Genomic DNA, 19,157 nt, shown 5'->3' on the forward strand with positions numbered 1-19,157 from the left:
TGTAGATGGCACGGAACGTAACCAAGGCTGAGCTTCGAGACATCTCGGCCGCGAAATCACATAGTGATCGTCAGCGACTTTTGGATTCGGTTGCATCATCCAGGGGCACGAGCACGTTCCTGTCGCATTCCAGCAAAGATAAGGAGCTGCTTGAAGGAGCCATGGAAATACTCTACAACCATGGTGCTAGGGTCTACATCGATGAAGTAGACCCTCTGATGCCGCCTTACACGACTGCAGCGACTGCAGCACTACTCAAACAGCGAATAAGTCAGAACCAGCGCTTTGTCCTACTTGCCTCTGAGAACAGCAAAGAAAGTCGCTGGGTACCCTGGGAGCTGGGAGTTGCAGACGGCGAAAAGGGCTTGGCGAACATCGCCCTATTTCCAGCCTCGGAAAGAACGCACGAGGACAACTGGGCAAGCTGGGAGTATCTGGGCTTATACCATCGAATCGTATGGGGGAAGCTCACAGGATATGAGAATGAGCTTTGGATGGTGCTTGATGCCAGACGTAACACCGCCATTAAGCTGAGCAAGTGGCTCGCAGGGTACTGATATCGGATTAACGTCGCGTGCTCAGCGCATGCGCCGCACATTGGTCCACGAGGGACATGAAAGATAGGAGGAGGGCTGACGCCCCCTCCTTCGATCGACATCTATAGATTCTTGGCCGCATCGCTCCTCGATGGCCCCAGCTTCTTGAGAAGGTAGTTGCGAATCGATTCGCCCTTGCGATCTCAGTTTGACTAACTATTCCAAGGCATCCATGGACGGGTATAAGTTGGACTAATCACTTCGTCTGACTACCGGCCGCCATTAGCTCGGACCGCCTTACTCCACCGTCACGCTCTTGGCCAGGTTGCGCGGCTTGTCCACGTCGGTGCCGCGTGCCAGCGCGGTGTGGTAGGCCAGCAGCTGCACCGGGATGGTGTGCACGATCGGGCTGAGCACGCCCGCATGACGCGGCGTGCGGATCACATGTACGCCTTCGGACTCATTGAAGTTGCTGTCCTGGTCGGCGAACACGAACAGCTCGCCACCACGCGCACGCACTTCCTGCATGTTCGACTTCACCTTCTCCAGCAGGCTGTCGTTCGGCGCGATCACCACCACCGGCATGTCCTCGTCCACCAGCGCCAGCGGACCATGCTTCAGCTCACCGGCCGGGTAGGCCTCGGCGTGGATGTAGGAGATTTCCTTGAGCTTGAGCGCGCCCTCCAGCGCGATCGGGTAATGCAGGCCGCGGCCCAGGAACAATGCGCTGCTCTTGCGCGCGAAACGCTCGGCCCAGGCGGCGATCTGTGGCTCCATGTTCAGGGCGTGCTGCACGCTGCCCGGCAGGAAGCGCAGCTGTTCCAGGTAGTCCGCTTCCTGCGCCGCGTCGATGCGGCCATGCAGCTTGCCCAGCACCACGGTCAGCTGGAACAGTGCGGCCAGCTGGGTGGTGAAGGCCTTGGTCGAGGCCACGCCGATCTCGGCACCGGCGCGGGTGTAGCAGACCAGTTCGCTGGCGCGCGGAATCGCACTTTCCGGCACGTTGCAGATCGACAGCGTGTGCTGGTGGCCCAGCGTTTTGGCGTACTTCAGCGCTTCCATCGTATCCAGCGTTTCGCCGGACTGCGAGATGGTCACGATCAGATGCTTGGGGTTCGCGTAGGCCGCGCGATAGCGGTACTCGCTGGCGATTTCCACGCTGCATGGCAGGCCGGCGATGGCTTCGATCCAGTAGCGCGCGGTCAGGCCGGCGTAGTAGCTGGTGCCGCAGGCAATGATCTGCACGCCTTCGATGCCCGACAGCACCGCTTCGGCGTTCTTGCCGAACAGCCCGGCCGGGAAACCACCGGCATCGATCGCCGCCTCGATGGTGTCGCCCAGCGCGCGCGGCTGCTCGTGGATTTCCTTCTGCATGAAGTGGCGGTACGGGCCCAGCTCCAGAGATGCCAGCGACACGTCGGACAGGTGCACATCGCGCTCGACCGGCTGGTCGTGCTCGTCGAAGATGCGCACGCCATCACGCCGGATCTCGGCGGTGTCGCCCTCTTCCAGGAAGATCACCTTGCGCGTGGCCGAGATCACCGCCGAGACGTCGGAGGCAACGAAGTTCTCGCCCTCGCCCAGGCCGACCAGCAGCGGGCAGCCCATGCGCGCGCAGACGAAGCGCTCCGGCTCGGCACGGCTGACCACGGCCAGCGCATAGGCACCGGTCAGTTCCTTCACCGTGTGCTGCAGTGCCACCAGCAGATCGTCGCCATCCTTCAGATGATGATGGATCAGGTGCGCGATGACTTCGGTATCGGTCTGCGATTCAAACGTGTAGCCCAGCGCGCGCAGCTTCTCGCGCTGCTCTTCGTGGTTCTCGATGATGCCGTTGTGCACCAGGGCCACACCGTGGCTGATGTGCGGATGTGCATTGGCCTCGGTGACACCGCCGTGGGTGGCCCAGCGGGTGTGGCCGATGCCCAGCACCGCATTGAAGCCCTCAGCCTCGGCCGCCATGGCCATTTCCGACACGCGGCCGGTACGACGCACCCGGCGGACTTCCGGACGCTCGCTCTGGTCGATCACGGCGATGCCCGAGGAATCGTAGCCACGGTATTCAAGGCGCTTCAGACCCTCGATCAGTACCGGTACTACGTCGCGATCGGCGATCGCACCCACGATTCCACACATGTCACGCGTTTCCTTGAAGACGATTGCCGCATTCTAGCCTGCGTGTCCGGCTTCCCCCTCCTGTCCGCTTAATGAAAGTGTCCGGAAAGGTGTCCGCGGACACCCGGACACTTCCCCGAAACCCCCAACCCATTGACCTGAAAGGAAATAAACTTGGCACGCTACGTGCTTGGTACTGGCTACCACCGTCAGGCACGCACCCGATGATCCGCGACACTTCCGCACAGGACCAGATCGTTTCCTCCGCCCCGGCCGGCACCACCCGCGCAAGCTGGCACCGCTACCGCTGGCCGGCACTGGGCGCCATCGTGCTACTCGCCGGCATCGGCTGGGCCGTGCACGCCTGGTCCAACGCCAGTCGCTCCTTCGACAGCAGCCGCGTGCGCATCGCCGAGGTGAAGCGGGGCGACCTGGTCCGTGACATCGCTGCCGACGGCCGCGTGATCGCCGCCAACAGCCCGATCCTGTACGCGATCTCGGCCGGTACCGTGGACCTGAAGGTCGTCGCCGGTGACGTGGTCAAGAAGGGCCAGGAGCTGGCGATCATCGACAGCCCGGAACTGCGCAGCAAGCTGGCCCAGGAACAGGCAACGCTGGCCGGCCTGGAAGCCGAGGCCAGCCGCGCCGCGCTGGACGCCACCCTGGCCCGCGCCAAGTCGCGCAAGGAAACCGACCAGGCCACCATCGAGCGGCAGGCCGCCGACCGCGACCTGCAGCGCTACCAGCGCGGTTACGACGGCGGTGCGGTACCGCAGATCGACCTGGCCAAGGCCAAGGATTCGCTGAAGAAAGCCGACATCGCCCTGGCCAATGCCACCACCGATGCGCGCCTGCAGAGCCAGGGCGCCGACCTGGATGCCCGCAACAAGCGCCTGCTGGCCGACCGCCAGAAAGCGGTGGTGGCCGAAGTGCAGCGCCAGGTCGATGCGCTGACCCTGCGCGCGCCCTTCGATGGCCAGGTCGGCCAGGTGCAGGCCGTGCAGTCCACCAACCTGGCCGCCAACGCGCCGGTGCTGGGCGTAGTCGACCTGTCCAAGTTCGAGGTCGAGATCAAGGTGCCGGAGAGCTTCGCCCGCGACCTGGCGATCGGCATGCCCGCCCAGCTGACCGGTGGCAACGGCCAGCCGTTCCCGGGCGAGATCAGCGCGGTGTCGCCGGAAGTGGTCAACGGCGAGGTCAACGCCCGCGTGCGCTTCGCCAGCGCGCAGCCGGAAGGCCTGCGCCAGAGCCAGCGGATGTCGGTGCGCGTGCTGCTCGATACCCGCAAGAACGTGCTGAAGGTCGAGCGCGGCCCGTTCGTCGAACAGGGCAACGGCATGGCCTACGTGATGGATGGCCGCACCGCCGTGCGCCGCCCGGTGGAACTGGGCGTCAGCAGCCTGGGCGAAGTGGAAATCAAGTCGGGTGTGCAGCCGGGCGACCGCATCGTGGTCTCCGGCAGCGACCTGTTCAAGGACGCCGAACGCGTCTCCGTCAACTGATACCTGAATCCTGGAGAGAGGACACCCCATGTACATGCTCGAAATGCGTTCGGTCGCCAAGGTCTTCCGCACCGAACAGGTGGAAACCCACGCACTGCGCTCGCTGGAACTGCAGGTCAAGGAAGGTGAGTTCGTCGCCGTCACCGGCCCGTCAGGCTCCGGCAAGACCACCTTCCTCAACATCGCCGGCCTGCTGGAAACCTTCACCAGTGGCACCTACATGCTGGACGGCCAGGACGTGAGCACACTGGGCGACGACGCCCGCAGCCGCCTGCGCAACCAGAAGATCGGCTTCATCTTCCAGGGCTTCAACCTGATCCCCGACCTGAACCTGTTCGACAACGTCGACGTGCCGCTGCGCTATCGCAAGATGAGCGCCAACGAGCGCCGCGAACGCATCGAGAAGGCGCTGACCCAGGTCGGCCTCGGCTCGCGCATGAAGCACTACCCGAACGAGCTGTCCGGCGGCCAGCAGCAGCGCGCGGCGATCGCACGTGCCCTGGCAGGCAGCCCGCGCCTGCTGCTGGCCGACGAACCGACCGGCAACCTGGACACGCAGATGGCCCGCGGCGTGATGGAGCTGCTGGAGGAGATCAACGCTGCCGGCACCACCATCGTGATGGTCACCCACGATCCGGAACTGGCCGCGCGCGCGCAGCGCAACGTGCACATCGTCGATGGCCAGGTGACCGACCTGGTGCGCGAGCCGGTGCTGGCCACGCCGCCGCGCCACATCGTCGCCGTCAACGAGTGAGGGCCCCACCATGTTCGCCTACTACGCCCGACTGGCGGTGCGCAGCTTCCGCCGCAACAAGGTCCTGACCGCGCTGATGGTGGTTGCCATCGCCCTCGGCATCGGCGCCTCGATGACCACCCTGACCGTGTTCCACGTGCTGTCCGGTGACCCGATTCCCGGCAAGAGCGACCGCCTGTTCTACGTCCAGCTCGACGCCGCGACCGGCGCCTACGTCGCCGGCGAGGAACCGGAAACCCAGCTGACCCGCTTCGACGGTGAAGCCCTGCTGCGCGAAGCCAAGGGCGAGCGCCAGGCGCTGATGAGCGGCGGCGGCGGCACCATCGAACCGGACAACAGCACCCTCAAGCCCTTCAGCATCGACACCCGCTGGACCTCGGCCGACTTCTTTCCGATGTTCGAGGTGCCCATGCAGTACGGCCGCCCTTGGACGCGCGAGGACGATGAAGGCCGTGCGCGCGTGGTGGTCATCTCCAAGGCGCTCAATGACAAGCTGTACCAGGGCGCCAACAGCGTGGGCCGCGACCTGCGCATGGAAGGCCAGAGCTACCGCATCGTCGGCGTGATGAAGGAATGGAGCCCGGAGCCGCACTTCTACGACCTGACCACTGGCAGCTACGGCAAGAACGAAGACCTGCTGCTGCCGATCTCCACCTCCTTCGACCTGAAGCTGGGCAACAACGGCAACATGAACTGCTTCGGCGAGAATCCGGACGGCAACAGCTACTCGCTCAACGCACCGTGCGCGTGGCTGCAGTACTGGGTGGAGATGGACCCGGCCAAGGCTGGCGACTACCGTCGTTACCTGGAGAACTACTCGACCCAGCAGCGCGAGGCCGGCCGCTTCAAGCATCCGCCGAACGTGCGCCTGCGCACCGTGATGGAATGGCTGGACTTCAACGGCGCGGTGCCCAGCGACGTGCGCCTGCAGCTGTGGCTGGCGTTGGGCTTCCTGGGTGTCTGCCTGGTCAACACGGTGGGCCTGCTGCTGGCCAAGTTCCTGCGTCGCAGCGGTGAGATCGGCGTACGCCGCGCGCTCGGTGCCAGCCGCGGCCAGATCTTCCTGCAATGCCTGGTGGAAGCAGGTGCGGTCGGCGTGGTCGGTGGCGTGCTGGGCATCGGCCTGGCCCTGCTCGGCCTGTTCGCGGTGCGCCAGCAACCGGTGGAGTACGCAAAGCTGGCCCACCTGGACGGCAACATGCTGCTGCTTGCGCTGGGCTTGACCCTGTTCGCCAGCCTTGCCGCCGGTTTCCTGCCTGCCTGGCGCGCCATGCAGGTCACTCCGGCCATCCAGCTCAAGTCGCAGTAAGCACCCGAACGAGGACTCCCATGGACATCCGCCCCATCATCAGCACGCTGCGCCGGCACAAGACTGCCGCTGCCCTGATCGTGCTGGAAGTCGCACTGACCTGCGCCATCGTCTGCAACGCGCTGTTCCTGGTCAGCCAGCGCGTGGAGAAGATCAGCATGCCCAGCGGCATCGCCGAGAACGAACTGGTGATGCTGCGCGTCAGCGGCATCGGCAAGCAGACCGATGCCATGGCCCGCACCCGCGAGGACCTGGCATCGCTGCGCGCAATTCCTGGCGTCAGCAACGTCACCATCATCAACCAGGTTCCCTTCCGCAACGGCTCCTCCAGCAGCAGCATCTCGCGCGAGGTCGACCAGGAACGGCCGACCACCAACGCCTCGATGTACACCCTGTCCGAGAACGGGCTGGCCACGATGGGCATCAACCTGATCGCAGGCCGCGATTTCCTGCCCGACGAATACCAGAACTTCGAAGACGCCAGCAAGGGCGGCGCCAAGGAAAAGGCGATTCCGGTGATCTTCACCCAGGCCACCGCCGCCAAGATGGAACCCAGCGGCAGTGCGCTGGGCAAGACCTACTACATGGGCAAGCAGCCGCTGCATGTGGTCGGCATCGTCGACACGCTCAGCACGCCCAATGGCTGGAATGACAACTGGACCAACTCGATGCTGCTGCCCATGCGGCGCACCTTCGATGAAGGTGGCACCTATGTGCTGCGCACTTCGCCAGAGCGCCGCCAGGAGGTCCTCGATGCCGGTGCCGCCGCGCTGGAACGCAACGATCCCAACCGGCTGATGCGCGACAAGCTGACCTATGAAGACCAGCGCAAGGACTTCTTCAAGAACGACCGCGCGATGGTTGGCCTGCTGATCACCGTCAGCATCTCGCTGCTGGTGGTCACCGCATTGGGCATCATCGGCCTGGCCAGCTTCTGGGTGCAGCAGCGCAGCAAGCAGATCGGCATCCGCCGCGCACTCGGTGCCACCCGCGGGCAGATCCTGCGCTACTTCCAGACCGAGAACTTCCTGCTGGCCTCGCTGGGGATCGTGCTGGGCATGCTGGCAGCCTACGCGATCAATCTGGCACTGATGAACCTGTACGAGCTGCCACGCATGCCGCTGTACTACCTGCCGCTGGGTGCGCTGCTGCTGTGGGTGCTGGGCCAGGTCGCGGTGTTCGGACCGGCCCGGCGCGCGGCGGCGGTCCCGCCCGCAGTTGCCACGCGGGGCGCGTGAGATGCGTGCCTGCCGGGTGCTGTTGATGGCACTGCTGCCACTGCCGGCGCTGGCCGGCGGTGGCAGCTCGCAGACGCTGGAATGGCGCCAGGATGATGCCCGCCTGGCGCTGCGCTCGACCGAGGGCCAGGTACGGGTGGACGCCGCGCGTCCGGAAGCCCGCTTCGGCGTGCGCAGCGGCGACCGCATCCTGCGCCTGGACGATACGGCTGTGCGGCGGATCGAGCATCTTGCCGATGCGCTGCGGCATTCCAGTGCCCCGACTGCGTACCTGTTGCTGCGCCGCGACAAACGCGAGCTCACCGTCCCGGTGGACGCCGCCTCATGGCGGCTGGCGCTGGTCGCTCCGGCACCGCCGGCACCACCGCCTCCACCAGCGCGGCGCTGAAACCAGCCCGCCCTCGTCGCCACGGCTTTGGCTATGCTTGATGGGTGGCGCCGGGCTCTCCCGGCGTATGGATACGAACACGGCTCCATCGGCGCCGCCCATCCCTTTCTGCAGAACTGCTTGATGCCTTCGATCCTGATCATCGACGACAACGCCAGCGTGGGCACCGCGCTGGACGTGCTGTTCTCCCTGCATGACATCGACACCCTGCAGGCGCAGAGCCCGGCCGAAGGGCTGGCCCTGCTCGAGTCGCAGCCGGTCGACCTGGTGATCCAGGACATGAATTTCAGCGAGGACACCACATCCGGCGAAGAAGGCGAAGACCTGTTCGCACAGATCCGCGCGCGCCACCCGGACCTGCCGGTGATCCTGCTCACCGCCTGGACCCACCTGAGCAGTGCGGTGGACCTGGTCAAGGCCGGCGCCGCCGACTACCTGGCCAAGCCCTGGGACGACCGCAAGCTGCTGACCACGGTCAACAACCTGCTCGAGCTGTCCGAGGCGCGGCGCGAGCTGGACCGTCGTCGCAGTCGTGAGCTGCGCCAGCGCAATGCGCTGGAAGAAAAGTACGAGCTGTGTGGTGCGGTCTTCGCCGATCCGGCCAGCGAGCGCATCATCGCGCTGGCCTGCCAGGTCGCGCGCTCCGAACTGCCGGTGCTGATCACCGGCCCCAACGGGGCTGGCAAGGAGAAGATCGCGCAGATCATCCAGGCCAATTCACTGGTGGCCAAGGGCCCGTTCATCACGGTCAACTGCGGCGCCCTGCCCTCGGAACTGATCGAGGCCGAACTGTTCGGTGCCGAAGCCGGCGCATATACCGGCGCCAACAAGGCACGCGAGGGCAAGTTCGAAGCCGCCGACGGCGGAACGCTGTTCCTGGACGAGATCGGCAACCTGTCGCTGGGCGGCCAGATGAAGCTGCTGCGCGTGCTGGAAACCGGCCGCTTCGAGCGCCTGGGCTCCAACCGCGAGCGCCAGGTCAAAGTCCGCGTGGTCAGCGCGACCAATGCCGACCTGCCGGCGATGATCCGCGACGGCACCTTCCGCGAAGACCTGTACTACCGCCTCAATACGGTGGAACTGGTCCTGCCACCATTGGCCGAGCGCCCGGGCGACATCGTGCCCCTGGCCGAGCGCTTCCTGACCGCCGGCAAGCCACTTTCCAGCGCCGCCACCGCGGCCTTGCAACGGCACCCCTGGCCCGGCAACGTGCGCGAACTGCGCAACGTGATCCAGCGGGCCGAGCTGCTGGCGACCGGCAACCGCATCGAAGTGGCCGACCTGAACCTGCCGCGCGCCGCACCTGCGCCGCGACCGGCAGCCAGTGCCGGCACTGATCCTGACCGTGCGCGCATCGAGGATGTGCTGGCGCGCAACCACGGCGTCATCGCCCAGGCCGCCGCCGAACTCGGCCTGAGCCGCCAGGCACTGTACCGGCGCATGGACCGGCACGGCATCCCACGCGAATGAAACGCCGCTCGTTCACCTTCCGCCTGTTCCTGCGCCTGCTGCCGGTGCTGGCGCTGGCCGCCGCGTTGCCGTGGCTGCTGGCCTACTGGATGGACCACGGCTGGGTGGTGACCACGGTGTCGGCGCTGATCCTGCTGTCGCTGATGTGGTGGACCCTGCGCCGTGCCACCGCGCCGGTACGCTCATTGATGCGCGCCTTGGCCGGCACCACCAGCAGCTACCGCGACGGCGAGTACAACTTCGGTGTGTACTGGCCGGGCAACGACGAACTGGGTGACCTGGTGCAGGCGCACCGCGAACTGGGCGACGTGCTGCGCGAGCAGCGGCAGGGCCTGGTGCAGCGCGAACTGCTGCTGGACACCATGGTGCAGAACACCCCGGTGGCGATGTTGCTGATTGCTTCCGGCGGCGATGGCATCGCCCGCGTGGTGTTCTCCAACCTGGCCGCGCGCAAGCTGCTGCATGGCGGCTGGAAGCTGGAAGGCCAGCGCCTGGAAGAGGTGCTGGAACAGGTGCCGGTCGAGCTGCGCGATGCCATCGCCCGTGGCGGCGACAGCCTGTTCGCGGTGCATGCGGAAGGCGAAGACGGCGATGAGGACGACGAACAGGTCTATCACCTTTCACGCCGATCTTTCCAGCTCAACGGCCGCCCGCACGACCTGCTGCTGGTACGCCTGCTCACCGCCGAACTGCGCCGCCAGGAAGTGCAGACGTGGAAGAAGGTGATCCGGGTGATCAGCCACGAGCTCAACAACTCACTGGCACCGATCGCCTCGTTGGCCCACTCCGGTGGCGTGCTGGTGCAGCGCGAGCGCTTCGATCGGCTGCCGGAGATCTTCACCACCATCGAAGACCGCGCGCGCCACCTGGAAGGATTCATCCGTGGCTATGCGCGCTTCGCCAAGCTGCCGCAACCGCAACTGCAGACCGTGCACTGGGCGCCCTTCCTGTCCAGCCTGCGCCAGCAGATTCCGTTCAGCATGGAACGTGAACCGGAGGAGGAACTGAGCAGCCGGATCGACATCGCGCAGTTCGGGCAGGCGCTGTTGAACCTGCTGAAGAACGCGCATGAAGCCTGTGCCGAAGCCGATCCGCCCAATGATGACGTGCAGGTGCAGCTGACGCGGTTGCCGCAATGGCTGCGCCTGGATGTGCTGGACCGTGGCAAGGGCATGAACGAGCAGGTGCTGCAGAACGCACTGATGCCGTTCTATTCGACCAAGCGCAACGGTACCGGGTTGGGACTGGCACTGACCCGAGAGATCGTGGAGGCGCACGGTGGGCGGGTGTCGCTGCAGAACCGCGGTGATGGCGGGCTGTGCGTGTCGATCCTGTTGCCGGTGGGGTGAGCGTGCCGATCGGGTAGATCCACGCCATGCGTGGATGTGCCGACCAGGGTCGGCACCTACCAGACCCGCCGCATCGCCACCCGCAGGTGCATCGGAAACCCGAGCGCAGCCTCTTCGGCCATGACGGCGCGCAGGCCATCATTCCACTCCGCCTCCGGCACTTCAACGAATCCTTCGCTGGCATAGAAGGCTGCATTCCACGGCACATCGCTCAAGGTGGTCAGCACCGCTGCAGCAAAGCCGGTGGCCCTGGCCTGCGCCAAGGCATGCCGCAGCAATGCACGGCCATGGCCACGACGCGCGTGCGCTGGATCCACATCCATCTGCAGGACATGGAACTCGCCTGCCAGGTCGCCGGCCAGCAGGTAGCCGGCAATGCCGCCGCCGGCGCCATCCACCACCCAGAGCTGTCCACGCTCACGACCGTCCTGCAGCGTCGGCAGGTCCAGGCCGTGGCCGGCAAACACCGGATAGGCCTCGTGGCCCCTCAGCAGTTCACCTGCACGCTGTTCGATCGCCGGCAGCACACCCAGCTCATCGGTGCGCGGCACCCGTGGCTCAGGACTTCTTGACCGGGCGCTTCCAGCCATCGATGGTTTCCTGTCGTGCACGTGCCAGCGTCAGCTTGCCGTCCGGCGCGGTGCGGGTGATGACCGACCCGGCAGCGATGGTCGCGCCCTCGCCGATGGTGATCGGCGCCACCAGCGAGCTGTTGGAGCCGATGAAGGCGTTGTCGCCGATGGTGGTGGTCGACTTGTTCACGCCATCGTAGTTGCACGTGATGGTGCCGGCACCGATGTTCACCCTGCTGCCGATCACCGCGTCACCCAGGTAGGTGAGATGGTTCGCCTTGCTGCCGACGCCGAGGGTGACCTTCTTGGTTTCGACGAAGTTGCCGACGTGTACGCCATCGGCCAGCACGGTACCCGGCCGCAAGCGTGCGAACGGGCCGATCTGCGCGGCACCTTCGGTCACCACGCCTTCCAGGTCGCAATGCGCGCGCACTTCGGTGCCGGGCCCCAGGTTGACGTCCTTCAGCCGGTTGAACGGGCCTACGGTAACGCCGTCTCCGAGCACGACGTTGCCTTCAAGAACAACGTCGACATCGATCAGCACGTCGCTGCCCACGGTGACGGTGCCACGGATATCCAGGCGTGCCGGGTCGCGCACGCGCGCGCCCTGAGCGCACAGCGCACGCACCGCACGGCGCTGCCAGGCGCGTTCCAGCTGCGACAGCTGCCACGGATCATTCGCGCCCTCAGCCTCCTGTGCATCGGCGACCAGGGCCATCTCGGCCGGGGTGTACTCATGCGCGGCAAACGCGAACACATCGGTAAGGTAGTACTCGCCCTGCGCATTGCTGTTGGACAGCTGCGACAACCAGCGGCGCAGCGCGGTCGACTCTGCGGCGATGATGCCGGTGTTGATCGTGCGCACGCGCAGCTGGTCGTCGGTGGCGTCCTTCTGCTCGACGATGGCGCCCACCCTTCCCTCTGCATCGCGCAGCACCCGGCCGTAACCGCTCGGGTCATCGACATCGGCCACCAGCACTGCCAGCCGCCCCGGCTGCGCCAGCAGGTCGCGCAGGGTATGCGCGCGGATCAGCGGCACATCGCCGTACAACACCAGCACCTGCGCAGCGTCGGGAACCTGCGGCATTGCCTGCGCCACTGCGTGGCCGGTACCGAGCTGCTGGGCCTGTTCGGCCCACTGCAGGTCGGGCTGGCCGGCGAAGTACTGACGCACCGCCTCGCCACCATGGCCGTAAACCACGTGGATGGCCGCCGGCTGCAGCTCGCGGGCCGCATCGATCACGTGCGCCAGCATCGGTTGGCCGGCGATCGGCTGCAGCACCTTCGGCAGCACCGACTTCATGCGCTTGCCGGCGCCGGCGGCGAGGATGATGACGTGCAGGGCTTGGGTCATGGGAGCAGCAGTCCGTAGTTCGTTGCCGGTGATTCTAGAGCGTGGGCCGTTAACATGGGCATCCCTCCTCCTTCACCATGCTGATGAGCCTGCTCCGCCAGGGAAGCACCTACCTTGTGATCGGGCTCGTGCAGCTGCTGGTCGATTGGCTGGTGTTCGTGGTCGCCACCGCGCTGGGCATGCCGGTTGCGCCGGCCAACATCGCCGGTCGCCTGGCCGGCATGCTGCTGGGCTTCTGGCTCAACGGCCGCTACACCTTTGCCGAGGCCGGTGCCGGCAAGCTGGGATGGAAGCGCTTCGCACGCTTCTTCGGGCTGTGGCTGCTGCTGACGGCAGCGAGCACGCTGCTGGTCAGCCTGGTCGACCAGGCGCTGGGCCTGCAGTACACGTGGCTGGCCAAGCCGCTGGTGGAAGGCGGGCTGGCATGCGTGTCGTTCCTGTTGATGCGCCATGTGGTGTATCGCTGATACCACCGACACACGCCCCGGCGCTGCCAGCAGAAACAAAAACGCCGGCACAGGGCCGGCGTTCTCGTGGGTGCAGCGCGAACCTCAGTGCTTGAGATTCTTGCGCAGGCGTTCCAGTGCCTGCAGCTGGACGACGGCTTCAGCCAGCTTCTGCTGGGCTTCGGCCACTTCCATCGCTTCGCCGCGGTTGGCCAGGATGCGCTCGGCTTCTTCCTTGGCCTTGCGGACCGAGGCTTCGTCGATGTCCTGCGCGCGGATCGCGGTGTCGGCCAGCACGGTCACCACCTGCGGCTGCACTTCCAGGATGCCGCCGGAAATGGCGAAATCCAGCTGCTCGCCGTTCGGCGTGGTCACCACCACCTTGCCCGGCTTCAGGCGGGTGATCAGCGGCGCGTGCTTGGGCGCGATGCCCAGTTCGCCCAGCTCACCGGTGGCCACGACCAGGGTCGCTTCGCCACGGAAGATTTCCTGCTCGGCGCTGACGATGTCGCAACGGATCGTGCTCATGCAAATCTCTTCGCTGTTGGCGGCGGCGCAATGCCACCGTGGGGGTCCACCGGCGCGGGCGGTTGCCCGGCGCCGGCGTCAGGTCGGCCAGGATCGCTCCTGCCCGTCCCGGATCAGGCCTTCTCGGCCATCTTCTTGGCCTTCTCGACCGCTTCTTCGATGCCGCCGACCATGTAGAACGCCTGCTCCGGCAGGTGGTCGTACTCGCCATCGACGATGGCCTTGAAGCCACGGATGGTGTCCTTCAGCGGCACGTACTTGCCCGGCGAACCGGTGAACACTTCGGCCACGTGGAACGGCTGGCTGAAGAAGCGCTCGATCTTACGGGCGCGCGACACGGCCTGCTTGTCCTCTTCGGACAGTTCGTCCATGCCCAGGATCGCGATGATGTCCTTCAGTTCCTTGTACTTCTGCAGGGTCTGCTGGACGCGCTGGGCGGTGTCGTAGTGCTCGTGGCCGATGACCAGCGGGTCCATCTGGCGGCTGGTGGAGTCCAGCGGATCGACGGCCGGGTAGATACCCAGCGAGGCGATCGAACGCGACAGGGTGACGGTCGAGTCCAGGTGGGCGAAGGTGGTCGCCGGCGACGGGTCGGTCAGGTCGTCCGCGGGAACGTAGACGGCCTGGATCGAGGTGATCGAGCCGTTCTTGGTCGAGGTGATGCGCTCCTGCAGGACGCCCATTTCCTCGGCCAGGGTCGGCTGGTAACCCACTGCGGACGGCATACGGCCCAGCAGTGCCGACACTTCGGTACCGGCCAGGGTGTAGCGGTAGATGTTGTCGACGAACAACAGGACGTCCTTGCCCTTGCCGTTTTCGTCCTTCTCGTCGCGGAAGTACTCGGCCATGGTCAGGCCGGTCAGCGCGACGCGCAGGCGGTTGCCCGGCGGCTCGTTCATCTGGCCGTACACCATCGCCACCTTGTCCAGGACGTTGGAGTCCTTCATTTCGTGGTAGAAGTCGTTGCCCTCACGGGTACGCTCACCCACGCCGGCGAACACGGACAGGCCGCTGTGCGCCTTGGCGATGTTGTTGATCAGCTCCATCATGTTGACGGTCTTGCCGACGCCGGCGCCGCCGAACAGGCCGACCTTGCCGCCCTTGGCGAACGGGCACATCAGGTCGATGACCTTGATGCCGGTTTCCAGCAGCTCGGTGGCCGGGGACTGGTCTTCATACGACGGCGCAGCGCGGTGGATTTCCCAGTTGTCGCTGGCAGCGACCGGGCCGGCTTCGTCGATCGGACGGCCCAGCACGTCCATGATGCGGCCCAGGGTGCCGGCGCCGACCGGCACCGAAATGCCGCGGCCGGTGTTGACGGCAACCAGGTTGCGCTTCAGGCCGTCGGTGGAACCGAGGGCGATGGTACGCACCACGCCGTCGCCCAGCTGCTGCTGGACTTCGAGGGTGATCTCGGTGTTTTCGACCTTCAGTGCGTCGTACACCTTCGGCACCGATTCACGCGGGAATTCGACGTCGACGACCGCGCCGATGATCTGAACGATCTTGCCCTGACTCATTGCTGCATCCTCTAATGTGTGCTTTGAACGAACGCGGTCAGACTGCTGCCGCGCCGCCGACGATTTCGGAGATTTCCTGGGTGATCGCTGCCTGGCGCGCCTTGTTGTAGACGAGCTGCAGGGTGCCGATCAGCTTGTTGGCGTTGTCGCTCGCCGCCTTCATCGCAACCATGCGTGCGGCATGCTCGGAGGCGACGTTTTCCAGCAGTGCCTGGTACACCAGCGACTCGATGTAACGCGTCATCACGTGCTCCAGCACGGTCGCGGCATCGGGTTCGTACAGGTAGTCCCAGTCGTGGTGAGCGACCTGCTTCTCGGCCGGCGGCAGCGGCAGCAGCTGATCGAAGCTGGCCCTCTGCACCATGGTGTTCACGAAGCGGTTGTAGACCAGGTACACGCGGTCGATCTTGCCTTCGGTGAAGGCGTCGAGCATGACCTTGATCACACCGATCAGCGATTCCAGCTTCGGCACGTCGCCGATGTGGGTCACGCTGCCGACCATGTTGACCTTCACGCGGCGGAAGAAGGTCGATGCCTTCTGGCCGATGGTCACCAGGTCCACTTCGGCACCCTTGTCCTGCCATGCCTTGGCTTCGCCCAGCATCTTGCGGAACAGGTTGTTGTTCAGGCCGCCGGCCAGACCGCGATCGGAGGAGATCACGATGAAACCGACCCGCTTTACCTGCTCACGCTCGACCAGGAACGGATGCTGGTAGTCGGTGCTGGCCTGGGCCAGGTGACCGATCACCTGCTTCATCGCCTGCGCGTACGGACGCGAGGTCTTCATCCGATCCTGCGCCTTGCGGATCTTGGAGGCCGAGACCATTTCCAGGGCGCGCGTCACCTTGCGGGTGTTCTGCACGCTCTTGATCTTGGTTTTGATTTCGCGTCCGCTTGCCATCTCTTGTTTCCCGTGGCGCGGGGCTGATGCCCCGCGTTGTTCAACCGTTTGTCATCTGGTCCAGCGGAGCCGGTGACTCCGCTCTACAGGACCGCGATTACCAGCTGCCGGTGGTCTTGAACTCGGCGATGCCCTTCTTGAAGGCACCTTCGATGTCGTTGTCCCAACCGCCGGTGGCGTTGACCTTGCTGATCAGCTCGCCCTGGGTGTTGGCGAAGTGGGCGTGCAGGCCTTCTTCGAACGCCAGCAGCTTGTTGACCGGCACGTCGTCGAGGTAACCCTCGTTGACGGCGTAGATCGACAGCGCCTGGTTGGCGATCGACATCGGCGCGTACTGCTTCTGCTTCATCAGCTCGGTGACGCGCTGGCCACGCTCCAGCTGCTTGCGGGTCGCTTCGTCCAGGTCCGAGGCGAACTGCGCGAAGGCAGCCAGTTCACGGTACTGGGCCAGCGAGATACGGATGCCGCCCGACAGCTTCTTGATGATCTTGGTCTGGGCCGAGCCACCGACGCGCGACACCGAGATACCGGCGTTCACGGCCGGGCGGATGCCGGCGTTGAACAGGTCGGTTTCCAGGAAGATCTGGCCGTCGGTGATCGAGATCACGTTGGTCGGAACGAACGCGGACACGTCGCCGGCCTGGGTTTCGATGATCGGCAGCGCGGTGAGCGAACCGGTCTTGCCGGTGACCTTGCCTTCGGTGAACTTCTCGACATATTCCTCGGACACGCGGGCAGCGCGTTCCAGCAGGCGCGAGTGCAGGTAGAACACGTCACCCGGGTAGGCTTCGCGGCCCGGCGGGCGCTTCAGCAGCAGCGAGATCTGGCGGTAGGCGACAGCCTGCTTGGACAGATCGTCGTACACGATCAGCGCGTCTTCGCCGCGGTCCATGAAGTACTCACCCATGGTGCAGCCCGAGTAGGCGCTGATGTACTGCATGGCAGCCGATTCGGAAGCGGTCGCGGCCACCACGATGGTGTGGGCCAGCGCGCCGTTCTCTTCCAGCTTGCGCACGATGTTGGCGATGGTCGAAGCCTTCTGGCCGATCGCAACGTACACGCACTTGATGCCGGTGCCCTTCTGGTTGATCACCGCATCGATCGCCATGGCGGTCTTGCCGGTCTGGCGGTCACCGATGATCAGCTCGCGCTGACCACGGCCGATCGGGATCATCGAGTCGACCGACTTGTAACCGGTCTGCACCGGCTGGTCGACCGACTTGCGCCAGATCACGCCCGGAGCAACGCGCTCCACCGGAGCGGTCAGGTCGGTGCCCAGCGGGCCCTTGCCGTCGATCGGCTCGCCCAGCGCGTTCACGACGCGACCCAGCAGTTCCGGACCGACCGGCACTTCCAGGATGCGGCCGGTGGTCTTGGCGACATCGCCTTCGCGCAGGTGCTCGTAGTCACCCAGGACCACGGCGCCGACCGAGTCGCGCTCCAGGTTCAGGGCCAGTGCGAAGGTGTTGTTCGGCAGTTCGATCATTTCGCCCTGCATCACGTCGGCCAGACCGAAGATGCGCACGATGCCGTCGGACACGCTGGTCACGGTGCCTTCGTTGCGCGATTCCGCGGCCAGCTTGACCTTCTCGATGCGGTTCTTGATCAGTTCGCTGATTTCGGAGGGGTTGAGCGTGGTTGCCATCGTCAAGTCCTAGTGCCGGCAGCGGGGCCGGACGTTAAATGAATTCAGTTAGCGAGCGCGGTCTGCAGACGGGCCAGCTTGCCCTTCAGCGAACCATCGATGACCACGTCGCCGGCGTCGATCACGGCGCCGCCGATCAGCGAGGCATCGACCGCGGTGGTCACGTCGACCTCGCGGTTGAAGCGCTTGCGCAGCGCTACCTTGATCGCGTCCAGTTCACCGGCCGACAGTTCGGCAGCCGAGGTGACGGTGGCCTTGACCACGTGCTCGGCTTCGGCGCGCAGGGCGTCGAACATGCCGGAGATTTCCGGCAGCAGCGGCAGGCGATGCGATTCGGCCAGGATGGCCAGGAAGCGCGAGTAGGTCTCGCCGTGGGACACCGGCGCCAGCAGGGCGACGGCGTCGTCACGACCCAGCTCCGGGTTGGCGAGCAGGGCCGCCACGCGCGGATCGGCGGCGACGTGGGCGGAGAACGCCAGGGCGTCCGACCACGGCGCGAACGCGCCTTCGTCGCGCGCGGTCGCGAACGCGGCGCGGGCGTACGGGCGGGCAAGCGTGAGGGCCTGGCTCATCCTTAGATCTCCGAGGCCAGCTCGTCGAGCAGCGCCTTGTGGGCGTTGGCGTCGATTTCGCGCTTGAGCAGCTTTTCGGCACCGGTCACGGCCAGCGCGGACACCTGCTTGCGCAGATCTTCACGGGCACGGTTGGCGGCGGCGTCGATTTCAGCCTGGGCCAGTTCCTTCTGACGGGTGGCTTCGGTGATCGCTTCGTTGCGGGCAGCATCAACGATCTGGTTGGCACGCGCATGGGCCTGATCGATGATCTCGTTGGCCTTGGTGCGGGCTTCCTTCAGCGCTTCGTTGACCTTCTCCTGCGCCTGGGCCAGATCTTTCTGGCTGCGGTCGGCAGCAGCGAGGCCTTCAGCAATCTTCTGCTGGCGCTCTTCGATCGCGTTCATCAGCGGCGGCCAGATCTTGGTCGCGATGATCCAGATCAGACCAGCGAAGGCCAGCGCCTGCGCAAGAAGGGTGAAATTGATATTCATGGTTAGCTCGATCGCTGGTTTCGGGGTGGACGCGCCGCCGAAGCGGCACATCCGGCCTTCATCCGAAACCGGGTGCATCAGCACCCGGTCGTCTCAAACCGCTGTATCAGCCGGCCAGAGCCTTGGTGACGGCGCCAGCGAAGGCAGCCGACAGCGGGTTGGCGAAGGCCAGCAGCAGGCCAACGGCGACCGAGATGATGAACGCGGCGTCGATCAGGCCGGCGGTGATGAACATGCGGACCTGCAGGACCGGGATCAGTTCCGGCTGGCGGGCGGCCGACTCCAGGAACTTACCAGCCATGATGGCCAGACCCAGACCGGCGCCCAGCGCGGCCAGGCCGATCATGATGCCGACGGCAAGGGCGGTGGAGCTCTGAATCTGCGCGAAGTTGGTCAGGACGGCGAAGTACATGGTTATCTCCAGGAACTTAAGTTGCTAAGGGTGATGAAACGGATGAAGGTTGAAACGCGTTGAAGCTTGAAAC

Annotated in this window: 19 protein-coding genes; 9 read left to right on the forward strand and 10 right to left on the reverse strand. The window is 65.4% G+C overall.

The features are described from left to right. Nucleotides 1-5 precede the first annotated feature (5 nt). The gene (locus AB839_RS14320) at nt 6-557 is read left to right on the forward strand and encodes a toll/interleukin-1 receptor domain-containing protein (RefSeq protein WP_061479877.1); all 552 of its coding nucleotides are present in this window, start codon (nt 6-8) and stop codon (nt 555-557) included. 276 nt (nt 558-833) lie between these two features. On the opposite strand, the gene glmS is transcribed toward AB839_RS14320, so the two are convergent. After that, nucleotides 834-2,672, reverse strand: coding sequence for a glutamine--fructose-6-phosphate transaminase (isomerizing) (gene glmS / locus AB839_RS14325; RefSeq protein ID WP_061479878.1), 1,839 nt, complete (start codon nt 2,670-2,672; stop codon nt 834-836). A 203-nt stretch (nt 2,673-2,875) separates the two neighbouring features. On the opposite strand from glmS, the gene AB839_RS14330 reads away from it, so the two are divergent. The 7 genes from AB839_RS14330 to AB839_RS14360 all read left to right on the forward strand — a co-directional run bounded on the left by AB839_RS14330 (nt 2,876) and on the right by AB839_RS14360 (nt 10,661). After that, nucleotides 2,876-4,153, forward strand: a complete 1,278-nt coding sequence (locus AB839_RS14330) for an efflux RND transporter periplasmic adaptor subunit (RefSeq protein ID WP_061479879.1) — start codon at nt 2,876-2,878, stop codon at nt 4,151-4,153. Between the two features lie 28 nt (nt 4,154-4,181). Continuing rightward, complete coding sequence (locus tag AB839_RS14335) at nt 4,182-4,907, forward strand: ABC transporter ATP-binding protein (RefSeq protein WP_014038558.1); 726 nt, start codon at nt 4,182-4,184, stop codon at nt 4,905-4,907. A gap of 10 nt (nt 4,908-4,917) precedes the next feature. Next, on the forward strand, nt 4,918-6,216 hold the full coding sequence (locus AB839_RS14340; protein WP_049435876.1) for an ABC transporter permease: 1,299 nt from the start codon (nt 4,918-4,920) through the stop codon (nt 6,214-6,216). 20 nt (nt 6,217-6,236) lie between these two features. Further along, nucleotides 6,237-7,454, forward strand: coding sequence for an FtsX-like permease family protein (locus tag AB839_RS14345; protein ID WP_061479880.1), 1,218 nt, complete (start codon nt 6,237-6,239; stop codon nt 7,452-7,454). A gap of 1 nt (nt 7,455) precedes the next feature. After that, nucleotides 7,456-7,842 (forward strand): PDZ domain-containing protein, encoded by a 387-nt coding sequence (locus AB839_RS14350; protein ID WP_061479881.1) that lies wholly within the window; start codon nt 7,456-7,458, stop codon nt 7,840-7,842. A gap of 123 nt (nt 7,843-7,965) precedes the next feature. Continuing rightward, entirely contained in the window at nt 7,966-9,312 is a 1,347-nt protein-coding gene (locus AB839_RS14355) for a sigma-54 dependent transcriptional regulator (RefSeq protein WP_061479882.1), read from the forward strand. Further along, nucleotides 9,309-10,661 (forward strand): HAMP domain-containing sensor histidine kinase, encoded by a 1,353-nt coding sequence (locus AB839_RS14360; RefSeq protein ID WP_061479883.1) that lies wholly within the window; start codon nt 9,309-9,311, stop codon nt 10,659-10,661. The genes AB839_RS14355 and AB839_RS14360 overlap by 4 nt, the downstream gene beginning before the upstream one ends. Nucleotides 10,662-10,717: 56 nt before the next feature. Here AB839_RS14360 and AB839_RS14365 read toward each other — a convergent pair whose 3' ends face one another. Next, the gene (locus tag AB839_RS14365) at nt 10,718-11,251 is read right to left on the reverse strand and encodes a GNAT family N-acetyltransferase (protein ID WP_061479884.1); all 534 of its coding nucleotides are present in this window, start codon (nt 11,249-11,251) and stop codon (nt 10,718-10,720) included. Then, nucleotides 11,220-12,587, reverse strand: coding sequence for a bifunctional UDP-N-acetylglucosamine diphosphorylase/glucosamine-1-phosphate N-acetyltransferase GlmU (gene glmU, locus AB839_RS14370; RefSeq protein ID WP_061479885.1), 1,368 nt, complete (start codon nt 12,585-12,587; stop codon nt 11,220-11,222). Before glmU ends, AB839_RS14365 begins: the two co-directional genes overlap by 32 nt. 83 nt (nt 12,588-12,670) lie before the next feature. Between glmU and AB839_RS14375 the strand changes: the two genes are divergently transcribed. After that, nucleotides 12,671-13,054 carry a GtrA family protein gene (locus AB839_RS14375; RefSeq protein WP_061479886.1) on the forward strand — a complete coding sequence of 128 codons (384 nt, stop codon included), beginning with the start codon at nt 12,671-12,673 and terminating at the stop codon, nt 13,052-13,054. Between the two features lie 84 nt (nt 13,055-13,138). Here AB839_RS14375 and AB839_RS14380 read toward each other — a convergent pair whose 3' ends face one another. The 7 genes from AB839_RS14380 to atpE all read right to left on the reverse strand — a co-directional run bounded on the left by AB839_RS14380 (nt 13,139) and on the right by atpE (nt 19,084). Then, entirely contained in the window at nt 13,139-13,561 is a 423-nt protein-coding gene (locus AB839_RS14380) for a F0F1 ATP synthase subunit epsilon (protein ID WP_005419509.1), read from the reverse strand. Nucleotides 13,562-13,674: 113 nt separating this feature from the next. Beyond that, nucleotides 13,675-15,081, reverse strand: coding sequence for a F0F1 ATP synthase subunit beta (gene atpD / locus AB839_RS14385; protein WP_005419510.1), 1,407 nt, complete (start codon nt 15,079-15,081; stop codon nt 13,675-13,677). Nucleotides 15,082-15,118: 37 nt separating this feature from the next. After that, nucleotides 15,119-15,982, reverse strand: coding sequence for a F0F1 ATP synthase subunit gamma (gene atpG, locus AB839_RS14390; protein WP_061479887.1), 864 nt, complete (start codon nt 15,980-15,982; stop codon nt 15,119-15,121). Between the two features lie 97 nt (nt 15,983-16,079). Then, nucleotides 16,080-17,627, reverse strand: a complete 1,548-nt coding sequence (atpA, locus tag AB839_RS14395) for a F0F1 ATP synthase subunit alpha (protein ID WP_005419511.1) — start codon at nt 17,625-17,627, stop codon at nt 16,080-16,082. A 44-nt stretch (nt 17,628-17,671) separates the two neighbouring features. Continuing rightward, nucleotides 17,672-18,199, reverse strand: a complete 528-nt coding sequence (locus AB839_RS14400) for a F0F1 ATP synthase subunit delta (protein WP_005411131.1) — start codon at nt 18,197-18,199, stop codon at nt 17,672-17,674. 2 nt (nt 18,200-18,201) lie between these two features. Beyond that, a complete protein-coding gene (locus AB839_RS14405; RefSeq protein ID WP_005419512.1) occupies nt 18,202-18,672 on the reverse strand; it encodes a F0F1 ATP synthase subunit B in 471 nt (156 codons plus the stop codon). 106 nt (nt 18,673-18,778) lie between these two features. Then, nucleotides 18,779-19,084 carry a F0F1 ATP synthase subunit C gene (gene atpE / locus AB839_RS14410; RefSeq protein WP_005411133.1) on the reverse strand — a complete coding sequence of 102 codons (306 nt, stop codon included), beginning with the start codon at nt 19,082-19,084 and terminating at the stop codon, nt 18,779-18,781. Nucleotides 19,085-19,157: the final 73 nt, after the last annotated feature.

The sequence above is a fragment of the Stenotrophomonas sp. DDT-1 genome, assembly GCF_001580555.1.
Lineage (GTDB): Bacteria > Pseudomonadota > Gammaproteobacteria > Xanthomonadales > Xanthomonadaceae > Stenotrophomonas > Stenotrophomonas sepilia.